Origin of the sequence: Enterococcus phoeniculicola ATCC BAA-412, assembly GCF_000407505.1 — a bacterium.
In the GTDB taxonomy this organism is placed as follows: domain Bacteria; phylum Bacillota; class Bacilli; order Lactobacillales; family Enterococcaceae; genus Enterococcus_K; species Enterococcus_K phoeniculicola.
Map to the genome: position 1 here is coordinate 1,255,245 of NZ_ASWE01000001.1, position 19,495 is coordinate 1,274,739.

Genomic DNA, 19,495 nt, shown 5'->3' on the forward strand with positions numbered 1-19,495 from the left:
TTAGATTAGTAAAATCATTTTTAATATAAACATGTGTAAAAAAACGAATGTAACTAGAATAAGGGGTGACGCAGTTGAAAAAAATCATGCATTATCGTAATGTATTTCTTATTTTTTGGCTATTTCCTATTTTTCTTCTTCCTTTTCGCTGGCTTAGTGCCGTGGTTAAGGATGCTGAAATATTAGGTGCGATAAATGGAACTGGATGGCTAGTACTAAAAAACTTTCCTGTTATTGGATGGCTCTATTTCTTATTGACTGTCGCACTGGTTTGGCTTCATTTCTCTCGTGTAAAAGAGGTTGTGGCTCCGTTGTATTTCGCTTGTCTAGTAAGTTTTACAACAGGGATAGTGTTGCTCCCCCGTATAATTTTAGGACCTACAGGACTAAGTCAAAGTGGTCTGTTTGATAGTCAAGCCTACTACTCTTTATATGTAATTGCCCTTAAGCCTGCCTTTTACCTAGTCGTTAGTTCATTATTACTCACAGTCATCACTTTTTTCATTTTTCACATCTTGCCAATCAGAAAGGATCGACAGCTATGATTGAAGCAAATGAACTACTAAAAAAAATGTCTTATCAAAAGGTGAATTACGACTCTGTTTTAAAGAAAATGATTCAAATATGGGAGCAGAACGGCATACGACCAAAAATTCTTCTACATAGCTGCTGTGCGCCTTGCAGTACCTACAGCCTAGAATTTCTAGCAGAGTATGCGGACGTGACTATTTATTTTGCCAACGACAACATACACCCTAGGAATGAATATGAACGTAGACGCATTGTTCAACAACAATTCGTTGAACAATTCAATCAGCGTACAAACCATCACGTACAATTTCTTTCTGCTGAGTATAAACCCAATACCTTTATTCAGCTCGTAAAAGAAAATAAATTAGAAAATGAGCCAGAAGGTGGGGCAAGATGTAGTGCCTGTTTCCATCTAAGATTAGACATCGTTGCAAAAGCTGCTATTTCTCTTGGTTATGACTATTTTGGGAGTGCCTTAACTATTTCTCCTAAAAAAAACAGTCAGCTTATCAATGAAATTGGCTTAGATATTCAAAAAATTTACAGTATAAATTATTTACCAAGTGACTTTAAAAAAAATAAAGGTTATGAACGCTCCATACAAATGTGTAAAGAATATGACATTTATCGACAATGCTATTGTGGCTGTGTTTTTGCAGCTAAGTCCCAGGGCATTGACTTAAAGCAAATAAATCAAGAGGCGCGTTTATTTGTAAATGAACAAAAAGAGAGCAGAATGGGAGAGTACCCATCCTCTAGCCAAAAAACATGCTAGAAGATGATGAGAGGCAAACATAGAAGAGGCCTTCTATTCTTCGTTCCGCTTTTAGAGATTGTTGAGAGAAAAATGTCGTGGAAATGAGTTTTTTCTCTGTGCAACATTTAATAAGGCCTTATGAAAAGGTGAGATATAACTCAGATAGTTACGTCCCACCTTTGTACTCGATGTCATCAATCATGAAAATTTTCTTTCGATGATGCGCAACCCTAGTTCTCAGAAATGAGCGCGTCCGTCTCATCCAATTCCCTTACTTTCATTTGTATCTCAGGATGAATCATTACAACTTCTGTTTGTAGCAGCATGCCAGAGTTTGGAACAATGCACTTTCGCCAGTACTCAAGATGCTTTTGGTCAACAAAACAATCACTACTGGTAACTTCTTCACAGGGAATCCCTTGATAGGAGACCCAGTACAAATAGTGTTTTCCAGCAGTTTGTTCTGAAAAGATACTTTCTACATACATTTTTTCTCCCGGCAGCGTTTCACAGACAAGCGGCAAATGCTCTCTTAAAAAGTCCATCCATTCGACTACGAGAAGTTCTTTTCCCGCAATTACTTCAAATCTTTCTAATTCCACATATTTCATTTCACATCCTCCTATGAATGAACCCAATACGTTTGCCCATCCTTGGTTCGTTGCATAAATCCATATTCAATCAAATATCTTCGAACCGTCACATAGTCAGTAAACATTTGTTTTAAGATTTCATTGACTGCTTGTTCCGAATAATTTTTCTGACGATCAAATTTCTTAACTGTTTCTCCTAGAATAATGATTTTTCGTTTCTCTTTACTAGGAAATTGTTGAACAAAGCCATTTTCATCAACATAGGTTTGAATAACTCTTTTTCTTTCAGCCTCGGTTATTTGATACCGGTCATCAATCATTGTAGCACCCTCATGTGGAAGTGGAGGAGTCGCTATAGATAAAAGACTCATCATCGCAACAAAAACACGTGCTTGGCGTTCTTTTTCCTTTAATTTAAATCGGTGATTTCGCACAGTTGAAGTGGAAATACCCATTCTTTGTGCAATCACTGTATCGCTAATTCCCTGTGCAAATAATGTAAACACCTCTTGTTGTGTCTCTGATAAACCGCTAAAAGAGCGTGGGAGTGAAAGTAACGCTGTTAGTACCCCATCATGCTGCGTTGCTACATGTCTTTTAATTGCGCGAGCGGCTGTCTGCTGAAGCTCTCCATCTTTGTAAATCACCCCTTCTTCAAACGATTCCCCACAAAATAAACATTGATAGTGTTGGTCTGAAAAGGTAAAACCTTCCTTATAATCAGCTATTTCATAAACTTTTGATTTATCCATTTGTTCTCTCCTAAACATAAAGTAGTTTCGTTTACACAATTGTAACATATAAAATTTCTGTTTGCACTAAAAGGGACAAAATCTATTTAATCTATATATATATAAACGAAAATAATATGAAAACCACTCTTCCTCATACTATTTACACCTAATTATAACCAAACATTCATTTTTTGCTTTTTTTATGCTACTATAGAGAGCAACAAGAAAACAAGGTGGTTATGCACATGAATAAGCTGGAAAATCGATTTAACCAACAGGTCTATAAGATTGCCGTTTCAACTATTCGACAGTTTGACGAAACGGTTTCACCAATTCCTGATATTTTAAAACTTACATTAGGAGAACCTGATTTCAACACACCTGAACACGTAAAAGCTGCGGGCAAAGAAGCGATTGAACAAAATTTTAGTCATTATACAGGAATGTCTGGCTTATTGGACGTGCGAGAGGCGACTACTTATTTTTTAAAAGAAAAATATCACCTATCTTATGATAGTCAGACAGAAACGCTCGTCACAGTAGGCGCAACTGAAGCAATTTCTGCAACCTTACTTGCTATATTAAATCCTGGAGACAAAGTCTTATTACCTGCACCCATCTACCCAGGCTACGAACCTATGATTACTTTGGCAGGAGCGGAAGCAGTCTACATTGACACGCGGCCAAATCAGTTTATTCTTTCTCCTGAGATGATTGAAAAGGCAATGAATGAACATGGAGAAGATGTAAAAGCGATTATATTAAATTACCCAAGTAATCCAACTGGTGTCACCTATTCAAGAGAAGAGGTTCGCGCAATCGCAGATGTCCTGAGCAAGTATCCGGTATTTGTAGTGAGTGACGAGGTATATAGTGAGCTAACCTATGGAGAGTCTCATGTATCTATCGCCGAATATTTAAAAGAACAAACTATCCTTATTAATGGTCTGTCAAAATCACATGCAATGACTGGATGGCGAATTGGGTTTATTTTTGCACCAGCAGAACTAACAAATCAAATTATAAAAGTTCACCAGTATTTAGTGACATCTGCTGCCACAGTTTCACAAAAAGCTGCTGTTAAAGCACTGATTGAGGGAATAAACGATGCTGAAGTGATGAAAAAAGAATATCTAAAAAGAAGAGACTTTTTATATGAAAAAATGGTTTCTCTTGGATTTGAGATTGCAAGGCCTTCTGGTGCCTTCTACTTATTTGCAAAAATACCAGAGGGATATATTCAAGATTCGATGTCTTTTTGCGTAGACTTAGCTGAAAAAAATGCCTTGGCAGTAATTCCGGGTATCGCTTTCGGGCCGGAAGCAGAGGGGTATATTCGAGTAAGTTACGCAACATCTATAGAAGTGTTGGAAGAAGCGATGGGGCGTTTAGAGACTTATCTGATCCAACAGAGAATCTAATTCGCAAACTTTTTGAGATTCGGACAGAAGTATTCAGTTTCGAGAACAGGTACTGTGTTTCATAGGAAGTGAAGCTATGTGGATTTGCAACACTAGGTACATCTTTTTCTTTTAGAAATAGATGTAGAGATGCAATTTCAGCTTATTTTCCAAGCCTTCAACTCTAGCATGTCCCATGCGTAGAAGTTGTTGAGAGACAAACGCAGTGGAGATGAGTTCCTTCTTTTCCCAACCTTTATTAATAGTTTACGAGGGTGGGGTATAACTTAATCAGTTATGTCCCACCTTCAAAAAATCTTATGATATATGCTTTTTTATTCATTCTTCATGAGATTTTTTCTTTTTACTGAGAGAAAGGGCTTGCACTCATGTTGAATATATGCTATTCTCAACATGTAAGAGGATTGTTACTGTTCGGCAGGCAAAACCAGAATCTAGCTAACCATTTTTAGGGCGGATTCTAGGTTTTTTTATTTTTCTTGAGGAGGACATCTATTCTATGATCATCGAAAAAATATATAATAATAATGTTGTTCTTTCAAAAAATAAAGACGGGGACGAAATCATTTTTATGGGACGAGGTCTTGCATTCCAAAAAAAGACAGGCGATTCTCTTGATGAAGATAAGATTGAAAAAGAATTCATCTTAAAAGACTCTTCAACTGCAGGACAATTTCAACAATTATTGGCAGATGTGCCGTCTGATGAAATCGATTTAGTGAAACAAATAGTCGACATGGCTGAAGAAAAGCTCTCTGTAGCACTTTCGCCAAACATTTATGTGACGCTCACCGATCATATTCATTATGCGTTACAGCGCTCAAAAGAAGATGTACTCATTCCGAATCCTTTACTTTTTGAAATTAAAAAGTTCTATGGAAAAGAGTTCAAAGTCGCCAAAGAAGCACTAACGCTTATAGAAAAACAGATGGGGATTCTTTTCCCAGATGATGAAGCAGGATTTATTGCTTTTCATTTTGTCAATAGCGAACAAGCAAATGGCAATATGGAAGTGACAATGACAGCAACCACAATGGTACGAGATATCTTAAGTATTATCAGCCGCTTTTTTGGTATTCTATTTAATGAAGAGTCTCTTAATTATCAACGAATCGTTACGCATCTTCAGTTTTTTGCTCAAAGATATCTCAGAAATGAAACTCAAGAAGAAGTGGATGTGTTCTTATATGAACTGATTCAGTCAAAATATCCACAGGCGTTTCAATGTGTGTTGAGAATCAATGATTTTTTAGTCAAAACCCAGCAAAAACCGATTGAAAAATCGGAACAAATTTATTTAACGATTCATGTACAGCGAGTCGTTGGAGAAACACAACATTTCTCTCAATCATAAGGATTGTTACTGTTTGGCAGGCAAAACCTAGATTGAAAAAACAAGGATTGTTTTCGGACAATTGTTTTTTCAGTTTAGGTTTTTTTGTATACATAAAACAAAGAAAGAAGGAAGAAAAAATGGATAACAAAGAAGTAGGAAAACGCGTACTTGAATCAGTCGGCGGCGAAAAAAACGTAAACAGTCTTGTTCATTGTGCGACACGACTACGATTCAAACTAAAAGATGAATCAGTTGCAGATACAGAAAAATTAAAGGCTGATCCTGATGTCATTCAAGTTGTCCAAAGTGGTGGACAGTATCAAGTCGTTATCGGCAGCAATGTCGCGGATGTTTACAAAGCAATTATGGAAGACTCTTCTTTGGGTGAGACACCTAAAGAAGAAGGGGAAAAAGGCAATATTTTGAATCAGCTGATTGACATCATCTCCAGTATTTTCACCCCATTTCTAGGGGCAATGGCTGCAGCAGGGGTGCTGAAAGGGTTTCTCTCTTTAGCTGTTGTGTTGGGTTGGTTAAGTGATACACAAGGAACTTACCAGATTCTCTTTGCTGCTGCAGATGGTATTTTTACTTTCCTCCCTATTATGCTTGCAATTACAGCAGCGAAAAAGTTTAACACGAATCAATTTTTATCCGTAGCAATCGCTATGGCAATGGTTTATCCAGCTATCTCACAAATAGCATCAGATGGAGCTGCTTTAGATTTCTTTGGAATACCAGCTATCTTGTCGCCGTCTGGTTATACTTCATCGGTTATTCCCATTCTTTTAGCAGTATGGCTCCAAAGTAAATTTGAACCATTAGTGAAAAAAATTGTTCCACAATTTCTACAAACGATTCTTGTTCCTCTAATTGTTTTGTTAGTGATGGTTCCTCTGACCTTTTTAGTTGTAGGACCGCTAGGAACCGTTATCGGACAAGGACTCGGAAGCTTGTTCAACAGCGTATATAACTTCAGTCCATTAGTAGCTGGCTTAATTATGGGTGGTTTTTGGCAAGTATTCGTTATGTTTGGCATGCATTGGGGATTTGTTCCACTAATTTTCTTAAACATCGAACAGCTTCACTATGATGTCTTGATGCCTATGCTATTACCAGCAGTGCTTGCACAAGGGGGAGCAGCCCTTGCAGTTGCTTTACGTACCAAAGATTCAAAACTGCGTCAACTAGGGATTTCATCAACCATTACTTCATTTTTTGGAATCACAGAACCAACTGTTTACGGCGTGACACTGCCTTTGAAAAAACCATTTATCGTCGCTTGTATAAGTAGTGCAATTGGTGGGGCAGTAGTCGGAATGAGCGGAGCAAAAGCATTTGCCAATGGTTTAGTTAGTCTATTGTCTATTCCATCATTTATTAGTACCATTGATGGAGTGGAATCTAATGTAACAATGGCGATTCTTGCAACGGCAGGAGCATTTATCCTAGCCTTTATTGGTACACTAGTTGTAGGCTTTGATGATCCTGCAGCAGAAACAAACGCAACGAAACCCTCAGCCACAACTTTAACTGAAACAAATGCTCGTCACATTCTACAAAGCCCACTAACTGGGAAAATTGTTGCGCTAAGCGACGTAAAAGATCCTGTATTCTCTTCAGGAGCAATGGGAAAAGGGTTGGCTATTGAACCAGAAGAAGGAGAGTTGATTGCTCCAGCTGATGGAGAAATTACAACAATCTTCCCAACAGGTCATGCAGTTGGCTTTACAACAACAGACGGAATTGAAATTTTAATGCACATTGGCATGGATACAGTAGAACTAAATGGCGACGGATTTACTCCCCATGTAAAACAAGGAGAGAAAGTCACTGCTGGACAATCGCTCGTTTCATTTGATATAGACAAGATTCAGGCGGCTGGCTATTCTACGATTACGCCAATTGTCATTACAAATACGAACACATTTGCAGATGTATTGGACTTAAATCAGGAAGAAATTATTCAAGGGGAAGAGTTTCTTACTATTGTTAAATAAAACAGAAATGAGGTTTGTAAAATGGAAAAACAACAATTTAAATCAGATTTCTTATGGGGTGGCGCTACTGCTGCCAATCAATTAGAAGGGGCATATAATCGCGATGGAAAAGGATTGTCTGTCGCAGATGCCATGCCTGGCGGAAAACAACGCTTTCCTATTTTGGAAAGCGAGACATTTGATTGGACGATTGATGACAATACCTATATCTATCCAAATCACAGAGGAATCGATCATTATGACCGTTTCAAAGAAGATATAGCATTGTTTGCAGAAATGGGATTTAAATGTTATCGCTTTTCAATTGCTTGGACCCGTATTTTTCCAAATGGTGATGAAACGACCCCTAATGAAGCTGGCCTAAAATTTTATGATGACTTAATTGATGAATGTCTAAAACATTCGATAGAGCCTGTAATTACTATTTCTCATTATGAAATGCCTCTACATTTGGCGAAAACTTATGGTGGCTGGAAAAACCGTCAATTAATTGACTTTTATGAAACTTTTGCTTCTACTGTTTTAACTCGCTTTGGGAAAAAAGTAACTTATTGGATGACCTTTAATGAAATAAATTCTGCTTTTCATTTTCCAGCATTAAGTCAAGGTCTTGTAAAATCAAACGGTGGGGGAGACTATCAAAATATCTTCCAAGCATGGCATAATCAATTTGTTGCAAGTAGTAAGGCTGTAAAAATTGCACACGAAGTAAACCCAGCTATTCAAATCGGCTGTATGATTATCTATGCAACCACATATAGCATTGATGCAAATCCTACAAACCAAGTAGCGACACTTATTCAAAATCAGGAGTTCAATTATTTCTGTACCGATGTACAAGTTCGTGGAGAATATCCTGCCTATACAAAGAGAACCTACAAAAAATATGGAGTGGATGAACAAGCCCTCGAGATCACAAAAGAAGATTTAGCTCTGTTAAAAGCCTATCCGGTTGACTATATAGGCTTTAGTTACTATATGTCCTCAGCTGTCAATGAAACAATGACTGTCGAAGAAACTGATGTCGTGACAGGAAATCTTTTAGGAGGCGTTCGTAATCCATTTTTAGAAGCAAGCGAGTGGGGCTGGCAAATTGATCCGGATGGCCTGCGAATCGCTTTAAACGAGCTATACAATCGTTATGAAAAACCATTATTTATTGTTGAAAATGGACTAGGTGCCATTGATACAGTCGAAGAAGACGGACAAATTAACGATGATTACCGAATTGATTATTTACGTCGACACATTGAATCGATGGGCGAAGCAGTAGCTGATGGGGTAGACTTAATGGGCTATACTCCTTGGGGCTGTATTGACCTAGTCAGTGCGTCAACTGGCGAAATGAGTAAACGCTATGGCTTTGTCTATGTCGATTTAGATGATGAAGGAAATGGAACGTTAAATCGCTCAAAGAAAAAATCATTTGACTGGTACAAAAAAGTCATTGCAACAAATGGAACAGATTTAAATTAACTGCCGACTTAAAGCATGCTGAAAAATATCAGCGTAGATAGTTGATACAGGTTTAAAAGCATCTTGTTAAGCGCTCGATAATAAAAACAACACCCTTTCTAACTGGCTATTCACCAGCTAGAAAGGGTGTTGTTTTTTTATTTTGTATTTAAATAAGTAAACAACCCGCCAATGCTTGATTCCTCTAATTGAACTTCTTTTCCGTCAATCAACGCTTTAATTACACGATAGTTATCTTGTAAATCAGGGACTTCCTTATATTGTGCAGCAACAAAGTCACTTGCCTTTTCATATGTTTTCACTTGTTCATTTGAATCGCCTATTGAATAATGAATTTCTAACATGTTCTTTCCTTCTTTCTCTATCAATACCTGTAGTTTACCACTCTTTCTTCTATTCGCAGAGGATATTGTCTTTTCAAGCATACCTAGTCTTTGTATCTCAGATAGAGAAAAATGAACTTTGCGATTTTTCTTTCATTATTTTTTTAAAGTAGAGATTTACAAAAAATTTACACAGCTTAACCACATCTTTACCTCAAATCAACTCAGCATTTACATCTACTTGATAAACTAAGCTTGTACTTAAGAGAGGAGAACTCAAATACATGAAAAAGACAGTTTTTGCTTTAGCAACTTTAGGATTATTCTTAGCTGGATGCGGCAATCAAGCAGCTACAGACAGCAGCAGTGCAAGCGCAGGAAGCTCTGCAAATACATCAAATGAACAAGTGAAAATCGTTGCGGTGGGATCAACTGCTTTACAACCTCTAGTTGATGCCGCACAAACAAGCTTTACTCAAGAAAATCCGAATTATCAAATCTCTGTCCAAGGAGGCGGAAGCGGAACTGGACTCAGTCAAGTAGCAGATGGAGCAGTAACCATTGGAAACTCTGATGTCTTCGCAGAAGAAAAAGACGGAGTTCCAGCTAAAGAGTTGGTTGATCATCGAGTGGCTGTTGTTGGAATGGCACCCGTGGTCAATAAAGATGTTAATGTTAAAAATTTATCTAAACAGCAGCTCATTGACATTTTCACTGGAAAAATTACAAATTGGAATGAAGTAGGCGGTACGGATGAAAAAATTTCAGTGATTAATCGCGCAAGCGGTAGCGGTACGCGAGCAACCTTTGAAAAATGGGGACTGGATGGAGCGTCCACTATTCAAGCACAAGAACAAGATTCTTCTGGAACGGTTCGACAAATTGTTGCACAAACACCAGGAGCAATCAGCTACCTTGCCTTTTCTTATTTAGATTCTTCCATTCAGGCACTTAGCTTGGACGATGTAGAACCAACCGCTGAAAATGTAGCAGATAACAGCTGGAAAATCTGGTCTTATGAACACATGTATACAAAAGGTGAGCCTGATGCAAATGTAAAAGCCTTTTTAGACTATATGATGAGTGAAACGATTCAAAATGGTCCAGTAAAAGAGTTAGGCTATCTGCCGATAACAGACATGAAGGTAGAACGAGACGTTGACGGAAACATAAAATAGAAACACTGTTTTTGTTTTCTTTCCCCTATATCCTAGAGGTCGGGACAGAATTGTTCAGCTTATTTTGGAAGCCTTCAACTCTAGCATGTTTCATGCGTAGAAGTTGATGAGAGCGAAACGCAGTGGAGATGAGTTACTTCTGTTCCCACCGTTTATTAAGATTTTACAAAGGTGTGGAATAACTTAATTAGTTATGTCCCACCTTTGTTTATTAGCAAAAAAAGCCCCGCCAAAAGCAGAAAAATTCTAGCTTTTAGCGGGGCTTATCTGTTTTTTGAGAATGGTCATTGACTGGCTAGTCAATTGTAGCCTCTACAAATTCATGTTCTCCTCTATGATTGGTAAATGAATCGTGAACGTAGAGCCTAATCCTAAATGGCTGTGAACTTCAACAAACCCTCCAAGAATTTGAGTATAATCTCGAACAATTGACAAACCTAAACCTGTTCCTCCAGAGTGTCGGCTACGCGCCTTATCTACTCGATAGAATCGCTCAAAGATACGTTCTTGATCTTCTTCATCAATCCCAATCCCATAATCTTGAACAGATAAGACAAGCTCATCACTTTTCTGATAGGAGATAAGAATCGTTCGTTTTTCAGGAGAATACTGAATTGCATTTTCCACTAGGTTTTTTACAATTGGATAAAAGAGTTCCAAGGTTGTTTCAACCTCAAGTAAGGGATCACCCTGAATCTCGAAAGTCACTTCTTTTTCCCTTATCATCGACTGATAACTTTGAATCAGCTGGTCTAAAAGGGGGCGGAGTGTAATAGTTTGTGTTTCGTAAAAACCTCGCTCACCATCTTTAGATAACTGAATAATCTCTTGAATCAATTTTTGAAGGCGCTGTGCATCTTTTTGCATAATGTGAAGAAATTCAGTTAGTGTCGCTGGATCCTCCATCGCACCATCTAACAAGGTTTCAGTAAACCCGATAAGAGAGGTAACAGGTGTTTTTAGTTCATGAGATACATTTCCAACAAAGTCTTTTTGCATTTTTTCAAGCTGCCGTACACGAGTTAGATCGTAAGCAATCCCAAGAATCTGACGCTGGTGCGTATTATCTAAATAACGCAAACTAAAAGATAAGACTTGCTCGTAGGGCTCTTTTATTGCTAGCTCTTCATGGATCATCGGCTGTTCAATCGTCACTTGGTGAATCAGTCGAATGAGCTGAGGGTCTGTAACAACCTCTGTATACATTTCTCCAGCTTCAAAAGAGAGCATTCCTAAGTGTTCCTGCATTTTGGGATTGACTAATACCATTCTGCCTTCTTCATCAAGAATAAAAACGCCTATCATCAATTCATTTAAAAGGGTATAGAATTGCTCTTCTGTTGCTGTATAGGCAAGATAGGTCTCACTCATTTGTTCACTAAGTGTATTAATCGTGCGATACAATTCTTCCCATTCATCAGAAGCCTGCATAATCACCCCAGCTTGTTCTGGTTGACGAACCATTTTTTTCAGAACAGGTAACACTGTTTCGATAGGGCGATTTTTTTGACGAATTAAATAAAGAACTAGACTGGCAATTAATAAGAAAAACAAGACAAATACAATTAAAATTGATCGTCTAAACCCTTCTGCCTGTTTCAAAAATCCGCTAGTCGGTTCAGCAATCCGAAGAACACCAATTAATTCATTTTCTGATTTAATTGGCAAGGCAACATAAAGTAATTCATCCTCTAATGTTGTACTGTTACGCAAGGAACTCCCTATTATGCCACCTGATAAAACAGACTGAACCTCTGGACGATTATTTCTTTGCCCATGAAGCTGTTCATCTGACGTATCAAAGAGAATCTCACCTTCTTGATTAAGTAACGTCACTCGTTCAGTTGAATGTTCAACATAATTTTCAAGTAGTTGGACTCCTTTAGCAGGAAGAGGAGAGGTCGCCAAATCTTCTGTTGGTAGTTGACGAATGAGCAGCTCTCCCTTTTTTTGAAGATATGTTTCTTGCTGCGCGACTACTTCGTTATGAAAAAAGTGATTGATTAGTTGCCAGCTTCCAACAAAAATAATCAGCAGAAGTATGACAGCAATCAACCCTTCAGAATGTTTTTTTAGGAAACTCATTTGTGGGGCTCCTGAAATTTATACCCAAATCCTCGAACCGTTTTTAAGTATTGCGGATGCTTCGGATCTGCTTCAATTTTTTCTCGAAGATGACTCACGTGTACATCGACAATTCGACTTTGCCCAGCAAAATCAAATTTCCAAATACGATCCAGCAAGGTATCACGATCAATCACTCGATCTTTTCGTTTCATAAAATAGACAAGCAGCTCAAACTCTTTGGGTGTTAGAACAATACTTTCTTCTTCAACTGTTACTTGATAATTTGTTAAATCTGCACGAATCGCCCCCACTTGAATAAACTCTGCTGGCTGTTCTTCTACGATTGAAGCAGTTGTTCGAGGAGCCATTCTTCGGAAAATAGCCTTCATTCGCGCCAAGACTTCACGAGGACTAAAGGGTTTGGTTAAATAATCATCTGCACCCATTTCCAACCCCAATATTCGATCAATTTGATCGTCTTTTGCAGTAAGCATTAAAATAGGGGCATCTATTTTTTCTTGACGCAATGTCCGCGTAATCTCCATTCCATCCATAGAAGGAAGCATGACATCTAAAATAATAAAATCAAATGGCTGATTTAAGGCCAACTCTAATCCTTCTCGTCCATCTGTTGCACTAACTACATGATAGCCTTCTTTTTCTAAATTAAAGGTTAATAATGTCACAATTGAAGGTTCATCATCAACAACGAGCACTTTTTTCATGCGCTTACTCCTTTATATCTTCATAAAAAAACAGTTCTTTTTCGAAGTATTTCTGTTACTTGTCCATTTTAGCATAGAATAGGCTTCTAGGACTATTGTGAACGCACAATAAATGGTATAATAGGGAAGCGATTTTTATTTTTCAACACTACTTATGAGAAGGGGTACTTAAATGATTGGAATCAGTGCTTGTTTAGGTGGGGCACTTTGTCGTTATGACGGTCAAGCAAAAACAGTTGACTCGTTAAAAGAACTTGTTCAACAAGGTACTGCAATCATGGTATGTCCTGAGGTTCTTGGCGGACTTACCGTTCCTAGAGAACCTGCTGAGCTTGTTGGAGGAGATGGATTTGATGTTTGGCGAGGAACTGCAAAAGTCATAACTGTAACAGGCGTTGATGTGACTGACGCATTTAAACAAGGAGCCATTCTAGCTTACGAAAAACTAAAAAAACAAAACATTACACAGCTTATTACAAAAGAAAAAAGCCCATCCTGTGGTCGCCAAGTCATCTATGATGGTAGCTTTAGCGGAACAAGTAAACATGGGGTAGGCGTAGCAACAGCTTATTTTTTACAACAAAATCTGTCTGTTTTTTCTGATGAAGAATGGTTAGCCCAACAAACTACTTAAAAGCGAGGCGATAGAAATGGAACTCGAAAAAACAAATCGTATGAACGCACTCTTTGAATTTTATTCAACCTTGCTGACAGAAAAACAGATGAATTATATGGAGCTGTATTATGCAGATGATTTTTCTTTAGGCGAGATTGCAGAAGAGTATGAGGTCAGCCGTCAAGCGGTGTATGATAATATCAAACGAACAGAAAAGATTTTAGAAGACTATGAACGAAAATTACATTTATTTTCTGACTATATTGTTCGAAGTGAGCTGTTGGATAAAATGGATGTTTATGTACGTGAACATTACCCAAAAGATGAAACACTCCCTGAGTTAATGAAAAAAATACAAGAAATTGATGAATAAAGGAATGAGAAAACTATGGCATTTGAGAACTTAACAGAACGCCTCCAGCAGGCAATGAGTAAACTAAGAAAAAAGGGAAAAGTATCCGAGGCTGATGTAAAAGAAATGATGCGGGAAATCCGCCTTGCTTTACTTGAAGCCGATGTTAACTTACAAGTCGTTAAAGATTTTACAAAACGAGTACGTGAGCGGGCAGTCGGTACCGAGGTATTGGATAGCTTATCTCCTGCACAGCAAATTGTAAAAATTGTTGATGAAGAGCTGACAAAAACTTTAGGTTCTGAAACAGTAGAATTAACCAAGTCGCCAAAAATCCCTACTGTGATTATGATGGTTGGGCTACAAGGGGCAGGGAAAACAACCTTTGCCGGAAAACTTGCGAAGCATTTAATGAAAACTGAAAATGCTCGTCCATTAATGATTGCCGGAGACGTATATCGTCCAGCTGCAATTGACCAGTTAAAAGTACTGGGACAACAATTAGACGTACCTGTATTTGATATGGGCACAGATACCAGTCCTGTGGAAATCGTTCGTCAGGGGATGGCACTTGCCCGTGAAAAGAAAAATGATTATGTCCTAATTGATACGGCAGGTCGTCTGCACATTGATGAAACACTTATGGACGAATTAAAACAAATTAAAGAGATTGCTGAACCAAATGAAATTCTTTTAGTAGTCGATGCGATGACAGGGCAGGATGCTGTAAATGTTGCAGATAGCTTTAACCAGCAATTAGGCATCACTGGGGTTGTGATTACAAAACTTGACGGTGATACTCGTGGGGGAGCTGCACTTTCTATTCGTTCCGTAACAGGAGCACCCATTAAATTTATCGGTTCTGGTGAAAAACTAACTGACCTGGAAATCTTCCATCCCGATCGAATGTCTAGTCGAATTTTAGGTATGGGGGATATGCTGACGCTTATTGAAAAAGCACAGCAAGACTACGATGAGAAAAAAGCAGAAGAGCTCGCACAAAAAATGCGTGAAAACAGCTTTGATTTCAATGACTTTATTGAACAGCTCGATCAAGTAATGGGCATGGGGCCTATTGAAGACCTTCTGAAAATGATACCCGGAATGAATCAAATGCCAGGTATTGAAAATGTCAAGGTTGACCCTAAAGACGTGGAACGTAAAAAAGCGATGGTTTATTCAATGACTCCTGCAGAACGAGAAAATCCAGATTTATTAAACCCAAGCAGAAGAAGAAGAATTGCCGCAGGTTCCGGAAACAGTATTGTTGAAGTCAACCGTATGATTAAACAATTTAAAGAGTCCCGCAAGATGATGCAGCAAATGTCTAAAGGAGATATGAATATCCCAGGCATGGACCAAATGTTTGGTGGAGGCGTCAAAGGGAAGCTTGGCAAAATGGCGATGAACCGTATGGTGAAGAAAAACAAGAAGAAGAAAAAGAAACGGAAATAAGAGGCAAACAGAGGGAACTTTTTTGTCTGCTTTAACGAATAGATGAAGTGAATTGGGAGCAGAAATTATTTTTACTCCCACCATTTATCAGGGCTTGAAGAGTCTGAAATATAACCAAAATAGTTATATCTCAGGCTCTTTTCCTTATCTATTTTTCCCCAAGAAAGGAAAGTAGTGATGATTTTAGAAACTGAACGACTCATTTTGAGAGAATGGACAAATGAAGATTTGCCAAGCTTACGAAGCTTCCTACAGGATTCAGAAGTGATGTATGCTTATGAAGGCGCATTTTCAGATGAAGAAGTTGAAAACTGGCTAGCCTGGAACCAATCTCTTTATCAATCCGATGGCTATGGGTTGTGGGCACTGGTTAGAAAAGAAGATCAAACAGTTATTGGCGAATGCGGATTGACTAAACAAATAGTTGAAGAAGAAACTTACTTGGAAATTGGCTATCATCTCATAAAAGATGCTTGGCATGAAGGATACGCTATTGAAGCAGCTACCGCTGTAAAATCCTACGCCTTTGAAATCCTTCAAGCATCAGAAGTTATCTCTGTTATTCGAGATACAAATCTTCCTTCCATGAATGTCGCTATTCGAAATGGTATGACTGCAAAAAAACGTTTCATCAAACATTACCGTGGACACACCATGCCACACTTTTTGTTTGCTGTAAAAAGTAAATAGCAATAAGCAGAATAAAAAGCCTCTAAAACGCAGGACAACTGGTCCAACGTTTTAGAGGCTTTACGAATAGCTAGTGATAAAGAAAGAGGTCATTTTTTCAATCCTATTTTTATCAAATCATGGGAATAATTGTATTTCTAATTAATTCATTACAAATAAAAGAATCACAAGAATGAAAACTGGAATCCCGACAATTGTACTAATAATGACGACCATAGTCTTCGTACGTTCTGGTGTCTTTCCCAATAATAATAGAAACCGATAGAACACCCAACCCAGTAGTCCTCCCATCACATTTAGCAGAACATCATCAATATCTGCACTTCCCAAGATAAACAAATATTGAATACCCTCAATCAAAAGGCTGATGAAGACTAATGAGAGAAGGGTTTTTAGAAAAGAGAAACTCTTCTTAATCAAAGGTACATAAATTCCCATCGGAACAAATAGTAAGATATTTCCCCAAATATTTACATCAAGCAAACGATAATGAACTCCATCATCCACATTGATATACGACTGAATAGAGTGAAAAGGAACAAGGTTTACTAACCGAATAGATGCGCCAGAAGATAGCCGGCTCAAAAAACGACATCCATGAGTAAAAGAATATAGAAAACAACGATTCCCCAAAAAAGAATACTCTCCACTCGTTTTCTCATAAAATTCACTCCTCTACTTTAAACTCCTTAAATTGGCGACGCTTCTCCAACAACTTACGTACACGATTTTTTAAAGGAACAAAATAGATAGTGCCCACTGTTATAAGAGAGATTATTCCCCCGCTAACAAGTGATCTGGAAATAAAGTAGGGAACATCTGCATGCTGTTCAGGATAGTCCATTAGTGCATACATAAATCGTGTTGCCCAAACTATAGTGCATGAATAAACGATAATCAGTAATGTAATTGGCAGTCGATAGCTGTCTAAAAGAATATTTTGACTGCTTTTTTCTAACGATAGTTGATTAAACACACGCCAGCTGATAAACAAAAGAAGAGCACTTATAATAAAAATGGTTATGCATAAACCCGGATGAACATTTACTTTTCCAATATCAATTTGAAAACCGTAATCTTCATAGGTGCTGTTTAAATTACGATTCAGTCTATTTTCAATCAAAAATAAAACATTCATCATAACAGATGATAGTAACGTTGTTGAAATTAAAAATGCACCCGCAATCACTGGACCAAAAATAAGATTTCCTGTCAGTATCCCAATAAAAACGCCACATGAGAAGTAGAAAAAAACACAGAGTAACCCGTTAATCATAGAAAGGAGCAACGTTGATAGATGAGCGTTAATAAACTCATGTGGAATAAACAGGTAGAGACTCGTAATGAATGCCAGCTTACACAATATAAGTACTGTAAACAGGGGAAGAGCCACTGTTTTAAATTTTTCCTTAAAAATGGCATTTCGTGTGGTCCCTAGCGAAAAAAGAAACGTATTAAAATGGGTTTTCAAATCAACAAAAAATAAAAGAAATCCGAGTAAGAAGAAGGCAACTAGAAAAATTCCTGTTCCCTCACTCATAAATACATTAGTATAAGTCGTCGCTTTATCAATCGCTTTATCCCCTCTAGTCGTTAGTGAATCTGGCTGATTGGCTTTATTGAATAAATAGGAGGTTCCTTTAATATAATCCTCTATACTCTTGTAGTAAACAGGTTGGTCGTCTTCCCAAAATTCTGTATAAGAGTCTGGATATGCCTCGTATTCTTGCCGAAACATATCTGATTGCTGATAATTTCTTGTTGCATACCAATTACTTATTCCACTTTGAATAGTAAAAAAATAGTAGAGTCCTATCAGAATCATTCCCACCAGGACAAATTTTCCATAACGTTCCTTCATAATTTTTTTTAATTGTCTGTTCATTGCGTCCTCCTAATTAAACAATTGATAGTCTGATTCTCGACTGAGATTTGCTTCAAATAAGTCCTCTAATGCCAACGGGAGCTCTTCTAATAGTACTGGGTCAACCTCTTTAATTTGGCGCTCGATTTCTTCGGTATAATTTTCAAAAACAGCAATAATTACTCGCCCTTGCACACGGAGCAGCTTACTATTTTCTTTGATAAAAGAGGGAACCTTCTTTGTTCGGAAAACCATTTGCACTTTTCGTGCTTGTGCACGCATTTCCTCTAAACGATAGTCCTGTTTAATCGTTGCGTCTTTTAAAATCAGCGCTCGGTCAATAATGGTTTCCAGCTCATTTAAATTATGAGAAGCAATAATAACCGTACGAGTGCCATCGCTTAAATTTTCCAAAAGTAAACGAATGACATTTTTCTTCACAATGACATCTAGTCCATCGAAAGGTTCATCCAATAAAAGATAAGGCGCATTTGAAGTAATCGCTAGTATCACTTTAAATAAACCTTGCATCCCTTTAGACATCGAACGAAAACTATTATTTACTGGTAAATTATGTGCATTTATCAACGCAATAAATTGTTCATAGTTGAAATTGGGATAGGCATTCTGATAAAAAATTCCAATCTTTTTTAATGAATAACTCGATAAAAAATGCGTCTGTTCATCAATATAAAAAATCATTGTTTTTAATTCCGGATGTGTCAAGATGCTTTGTCCATCAATAAGAACATCTCCGCTATCTGGTAAATAATGACCTGCAATCGTTCGAAAAAGACTAGTCTTTCCAGAGCCGTTTCGGCCAATCAGCCCAATAACTTCATTTAATTCTGCAGAAAAACAAATATCTGATAATACTTGCTTTGTGTTAATATTTTTCGTAAGTTTATCGATTTTCATTCTGTATACCCCTCTAACATCTGTTCAGATTCCTTTACCCACTCAACCATTTCATCTTGTGTTACTTGTAAATGACCTGCTTCAATTATCAAATCTTTGAGTTTTCCTTTGAGTAATCCAATGCGATAGTCATCACGTTGAGTGGGGTTGAATTTTTTTACAAATGTACCTTTTCCCTTCACTGTAATTAATACCTGTTCGTTTTCCAATAACTTATACGCTTTACTAATAGTATTGGGATTCATCATCAGCTCTCGTGCGAGTTCCCGAACAGAAGGAAGCTTATCTCCAGCAACTAATATTCCTTGCAGAATATCTTTTTTGATACTTAACATTAGCTGCTCGTAATAAGGCTTACTACTCGTTTTATTAATAGAAACCATTGTAAACTCCTTTCAATTCCATAGTGTACTTATGTGTACTAGTATACATAGTACACTTATTGAAGTAAACTGCCTA

20 protein-coding genes are annotated in these 19,495 nt (G+C 37.6%); 11 read left to right on the forward strand and 9 right to left on the reverse strand.

The annotated features are described in order from the left end of the window. Positions 1-74: 74 nt before the first annotated feature. Both I589_RS05735 and I589_RS05740 read left to right on the forward strand, forming a co-directional pair. Positions 75-545: a hypothetical protein gene (locus I589_RS05735; RefSeq protein WP_010769062.1), complete on the forward strand. Its 471-nt coding sequence runs from the start codon at positions 75-77 to the stop codon at positions 543-545. Then, positions 542-1,306, forward strand: a complete 765-nt coding sequence (locus tag I589_RS05740; RefSeq protein ID WP_010769061.1) for an epoxyqueuosine reductase QueH — start codon at positions 542-544, stop codon at positions 1,304-1,306. The genes I589_RS05735 and I589_RS05740 overlap by 4 nt, the downstream gene beginning before the upstream one ends. Before the next feature lie 212 nt (positions 1,307-1,518). Here the strand turns inward: I589_RS05740 and I589_RS05745 are convergent, their stop codons facing one another. Both I589_RS05745 and I589_RS05750 read right to left on the reverse strand, forming a co-directional pair. Further along, complete coding sequence (locus I589_RS05745; protein ID WP_010769060.1) at positions 1,519-1,899, reverse strand: DUF6176 family protein; 381 nt, start codon at positions 1,897-1,899, stop codon at positions 1,519-1,521. 11 nt (positions 1,900-1,910) lie between these two features. After that, the gene (locus tag I589_RS05750) at positions 1,911-2,633 is read right to left on the reverse strand and encodes a DUF2087 domain-containing protein (protein ID WP_010769059.1); all 723 of its coding nucleotides are present in this window, start codon (positions 2,631-2,633) and stop codon (positions 1,911-1,913) included. A 227-nt stretch (positions 2,634-2,860) separates the two neighbouring features. On the opposite strand from I589_RS05750, the gene I589_RS05755 reads away from it, so the two are divergent. The 4 genes from I589_RS05755 to I589_RS05770 all read left to right on the forward strand — a co-directional run bounded on the left by I589_RS05755 (position 2,861) and on the right by I589_RS05770 (position 8,848). Beyond that, the gene (locus I589_RS05755; protein ID WP_010769058.1) at positions 2,861-4,036 is read left to right on the forward strand and encodes a pyridoxal phosphate-dependent aminotransferase; all 1,176 of its coding nucleotides are present in this window, start codon (positions 2,861-2,863) and stop codon (positions 4,034-4,036) included. 499 nt (positions 4,037-4,535) lie between these two features. Beyond that, positions 4,536-5,390, forward strand: coding sequence for a BglG family transcription antiterminator LicT (gene licT / locus I589_RS05760; protein WP_010769057.1), 855 nt, complete (start codon positions 4,536-4,538; stop codon positions 5,388-5,390). A gap of 119 nt (positions 5,391-5,509) precedes the next feature. Further along, entirely contained in the window at positions 5,510-7,372 is a 1,863-nt protein-coding gene (locus tag I589_RS05765) for a beta-glucoside-specific PTS transporter subunit IIABC (RefSeq protein WP_010769056.1), read from the forward strand. Between the two features lie 21 nt (positions 7,373-7,393). Continuing rightward, positions 7,394-8,848 carry a glycoside hydrolase family 1 protein gene (locus I589_RS05770; RefSeq protein ID WP_010769055.1) on the forward strand — a complete coding sequence of 485 codons (1,455 nt, stop codon included), beginning with the start codon at positions 7,394-7,396 and terminating at the stop codon, positions 8,846-8,848. A 137-nt stretch (positions 8,849-8,985) separates the two neighbouring features. Here I589_RS05770 and I589_RS05775 read toward each other — a convergent pair whose 3' ends face one another. Then, a complete protein-coding gene (locus tag I589_RS05775) occupies positions 8,986-9,192 on the reverse strand; it encodes a hypothetical protein (RefSeq protein WP_010769054.1) in 207 nt (68 codons plus the stop codon). A 263-nt stretch (positions 9,193-9,455) separates the two neighbouring features. Here I589_RS05775 and I589_RS05780 point away from each other — a divergent pair, with 263 nt between their 5' ends. Then, entirely contained in the window at positions 9,456-10,349 is an 894-nt protein-coding gene (locus tag I589_RS05780; RefSeq protein WP_010769053.1) for a phosphate ABC transporter substrate-binding protein, read from the forward strand. A 312-nt stretch (positions 10,350-10,661) separates the two neighbouring features. On the opposite strand, the gene I589_RS05785 is transcribed toward I589_RS05780, so the two are convergent. Beyond that, complete coding sequence (locus tag I589_RS05785; protein ID WP_010769052.1) at positions 10,662-12,434, reverse strand: sensor histidine kinase; 1,773 nt, start codon at positions 12,432-12,434, stop codon at positions 10,662-10,664. Then, entirely contained in the window at positions 12,431-13,141 is a 711-nt protein-coding gene (locus I589_RS05790; protein WP_010769051.1) for a response regulator transcription factor, read from the reverse strand. Before I589_RS05790 ends, I589_RS05785 begins: the two co-directional genes overlap by 4 nt. A 172-nt stretch (positions 13,142-13,313) precedes the next feature. Between I589_RS05790 and I589_RS05795 the strand changes: the two genes are divergently transcribed. From I589_RS05795 to I589_RS05810, 4 genes are all read left to right on the forward strand, one after another. Continuing rightward, entirely contained in the window at positions 13,314-13,775 is a 462-nt protein-coding gene (locus I589_RS05795) for a 2-thiouracil desulfurase family protein (protein ID WP_010769050.1), read from the forward strand. A 16-nt stretch (positions 13,776-13,791) separates the two neighbouring features. Beyond that, the gene (locus I589_RS05800; RefSeq protein WP_010769049.1) at positions 13,792-14,130 is read left to right on the forward strand and encodes a putative DNA-binding protein; all 339 of its coding nucleotides are present in this window, start codon (positions 13,792-13,794) and stop codon (positions 14,128-14,130) included. Between the two features lie 15 nt (positions 14,131-14,145). Continuing rightward, positions 14,146-15,564 carry a signal recognition particle protein gene (gene ffh / locus I589_RS05805; RefSeq protein WP_010769048.1) on the forward strand — a complete coding sequence of 473 codons (1,419 nt, stop codon included), beginning with the start codon at positions 14,146-14,148 and terminating at the stop codon, positions 15,562-15,564. 177 nt (positions 15,565-15,741) lie between these two features. Continuing rightward, complete coding sequence (locus I589_RS05810; RefSeq protein WP_010769047.1) at positions 15,742-16,254, forward strand: GNAT family N-acetyltransferase; 513 nt, start codon at positions 15,742-15,744, stop codon at positions 16,252-16,254. Positions 16,255-16,395: 141 nt separating this feature from the next. On the opposite strand, the gene I589_RS05815 is transcribed toward I589_RS05810, so the two are convergent. The 4 genes from I589_RS05815 to I589_RS05830 all read right to left on the reverse strand — a co-directional run bounded on the left by I589_RS05815 (position 16,396) and on the right by I589_RS05830 (position 19,419). Beyond that, complete coding sequence (locus tag I589_RS05815) at positions 16,396-16,839, reverse strand: VanZ family protein (protein WP_162140347.1); 444 nt, start codon at positions 16,837-16,839, stop codon at positions 16,396-16,398. 82 nt (positions 16,840-16,921) lie between these two features. Continuing rightward, a complete protein-coding gene (locus I589_RS05820) occupies positions 16,922-18,139 on the reverse strand; it encodes a hypothetical protein (RefSeq protein ID WP_010769045.1) in 1,218 nt (405 codons plus the stop codon). Between the two features lie 9 nt (positions 18,140-18,148). Further along, a complete protein-coding gene (locus I589_RS05825) occupies positions 18,149-19,036 on the reverse strand; it encodes an ATP-binding cassette domain-containing protein (RefSeq protein ID WP_010769044.1) in 888 nt (295 codons plus the stop codon). Then, positions 19,033-19,419, reverse strand: a complete 387-nt coding sequence (locus I589_RS05830) for a GntR family transcriptional regulator (protein WP_010769043.1) — start codon at positions 19,417-19,419, stop codon at positions 19,033-19,035. The genes I589_RS05825 and I589_RS05830 overlap by 4 nt, the downstream gene beginning before the upstream one ends. Positions 19,420-19,495: the final 76 nt, after the last annotated feature.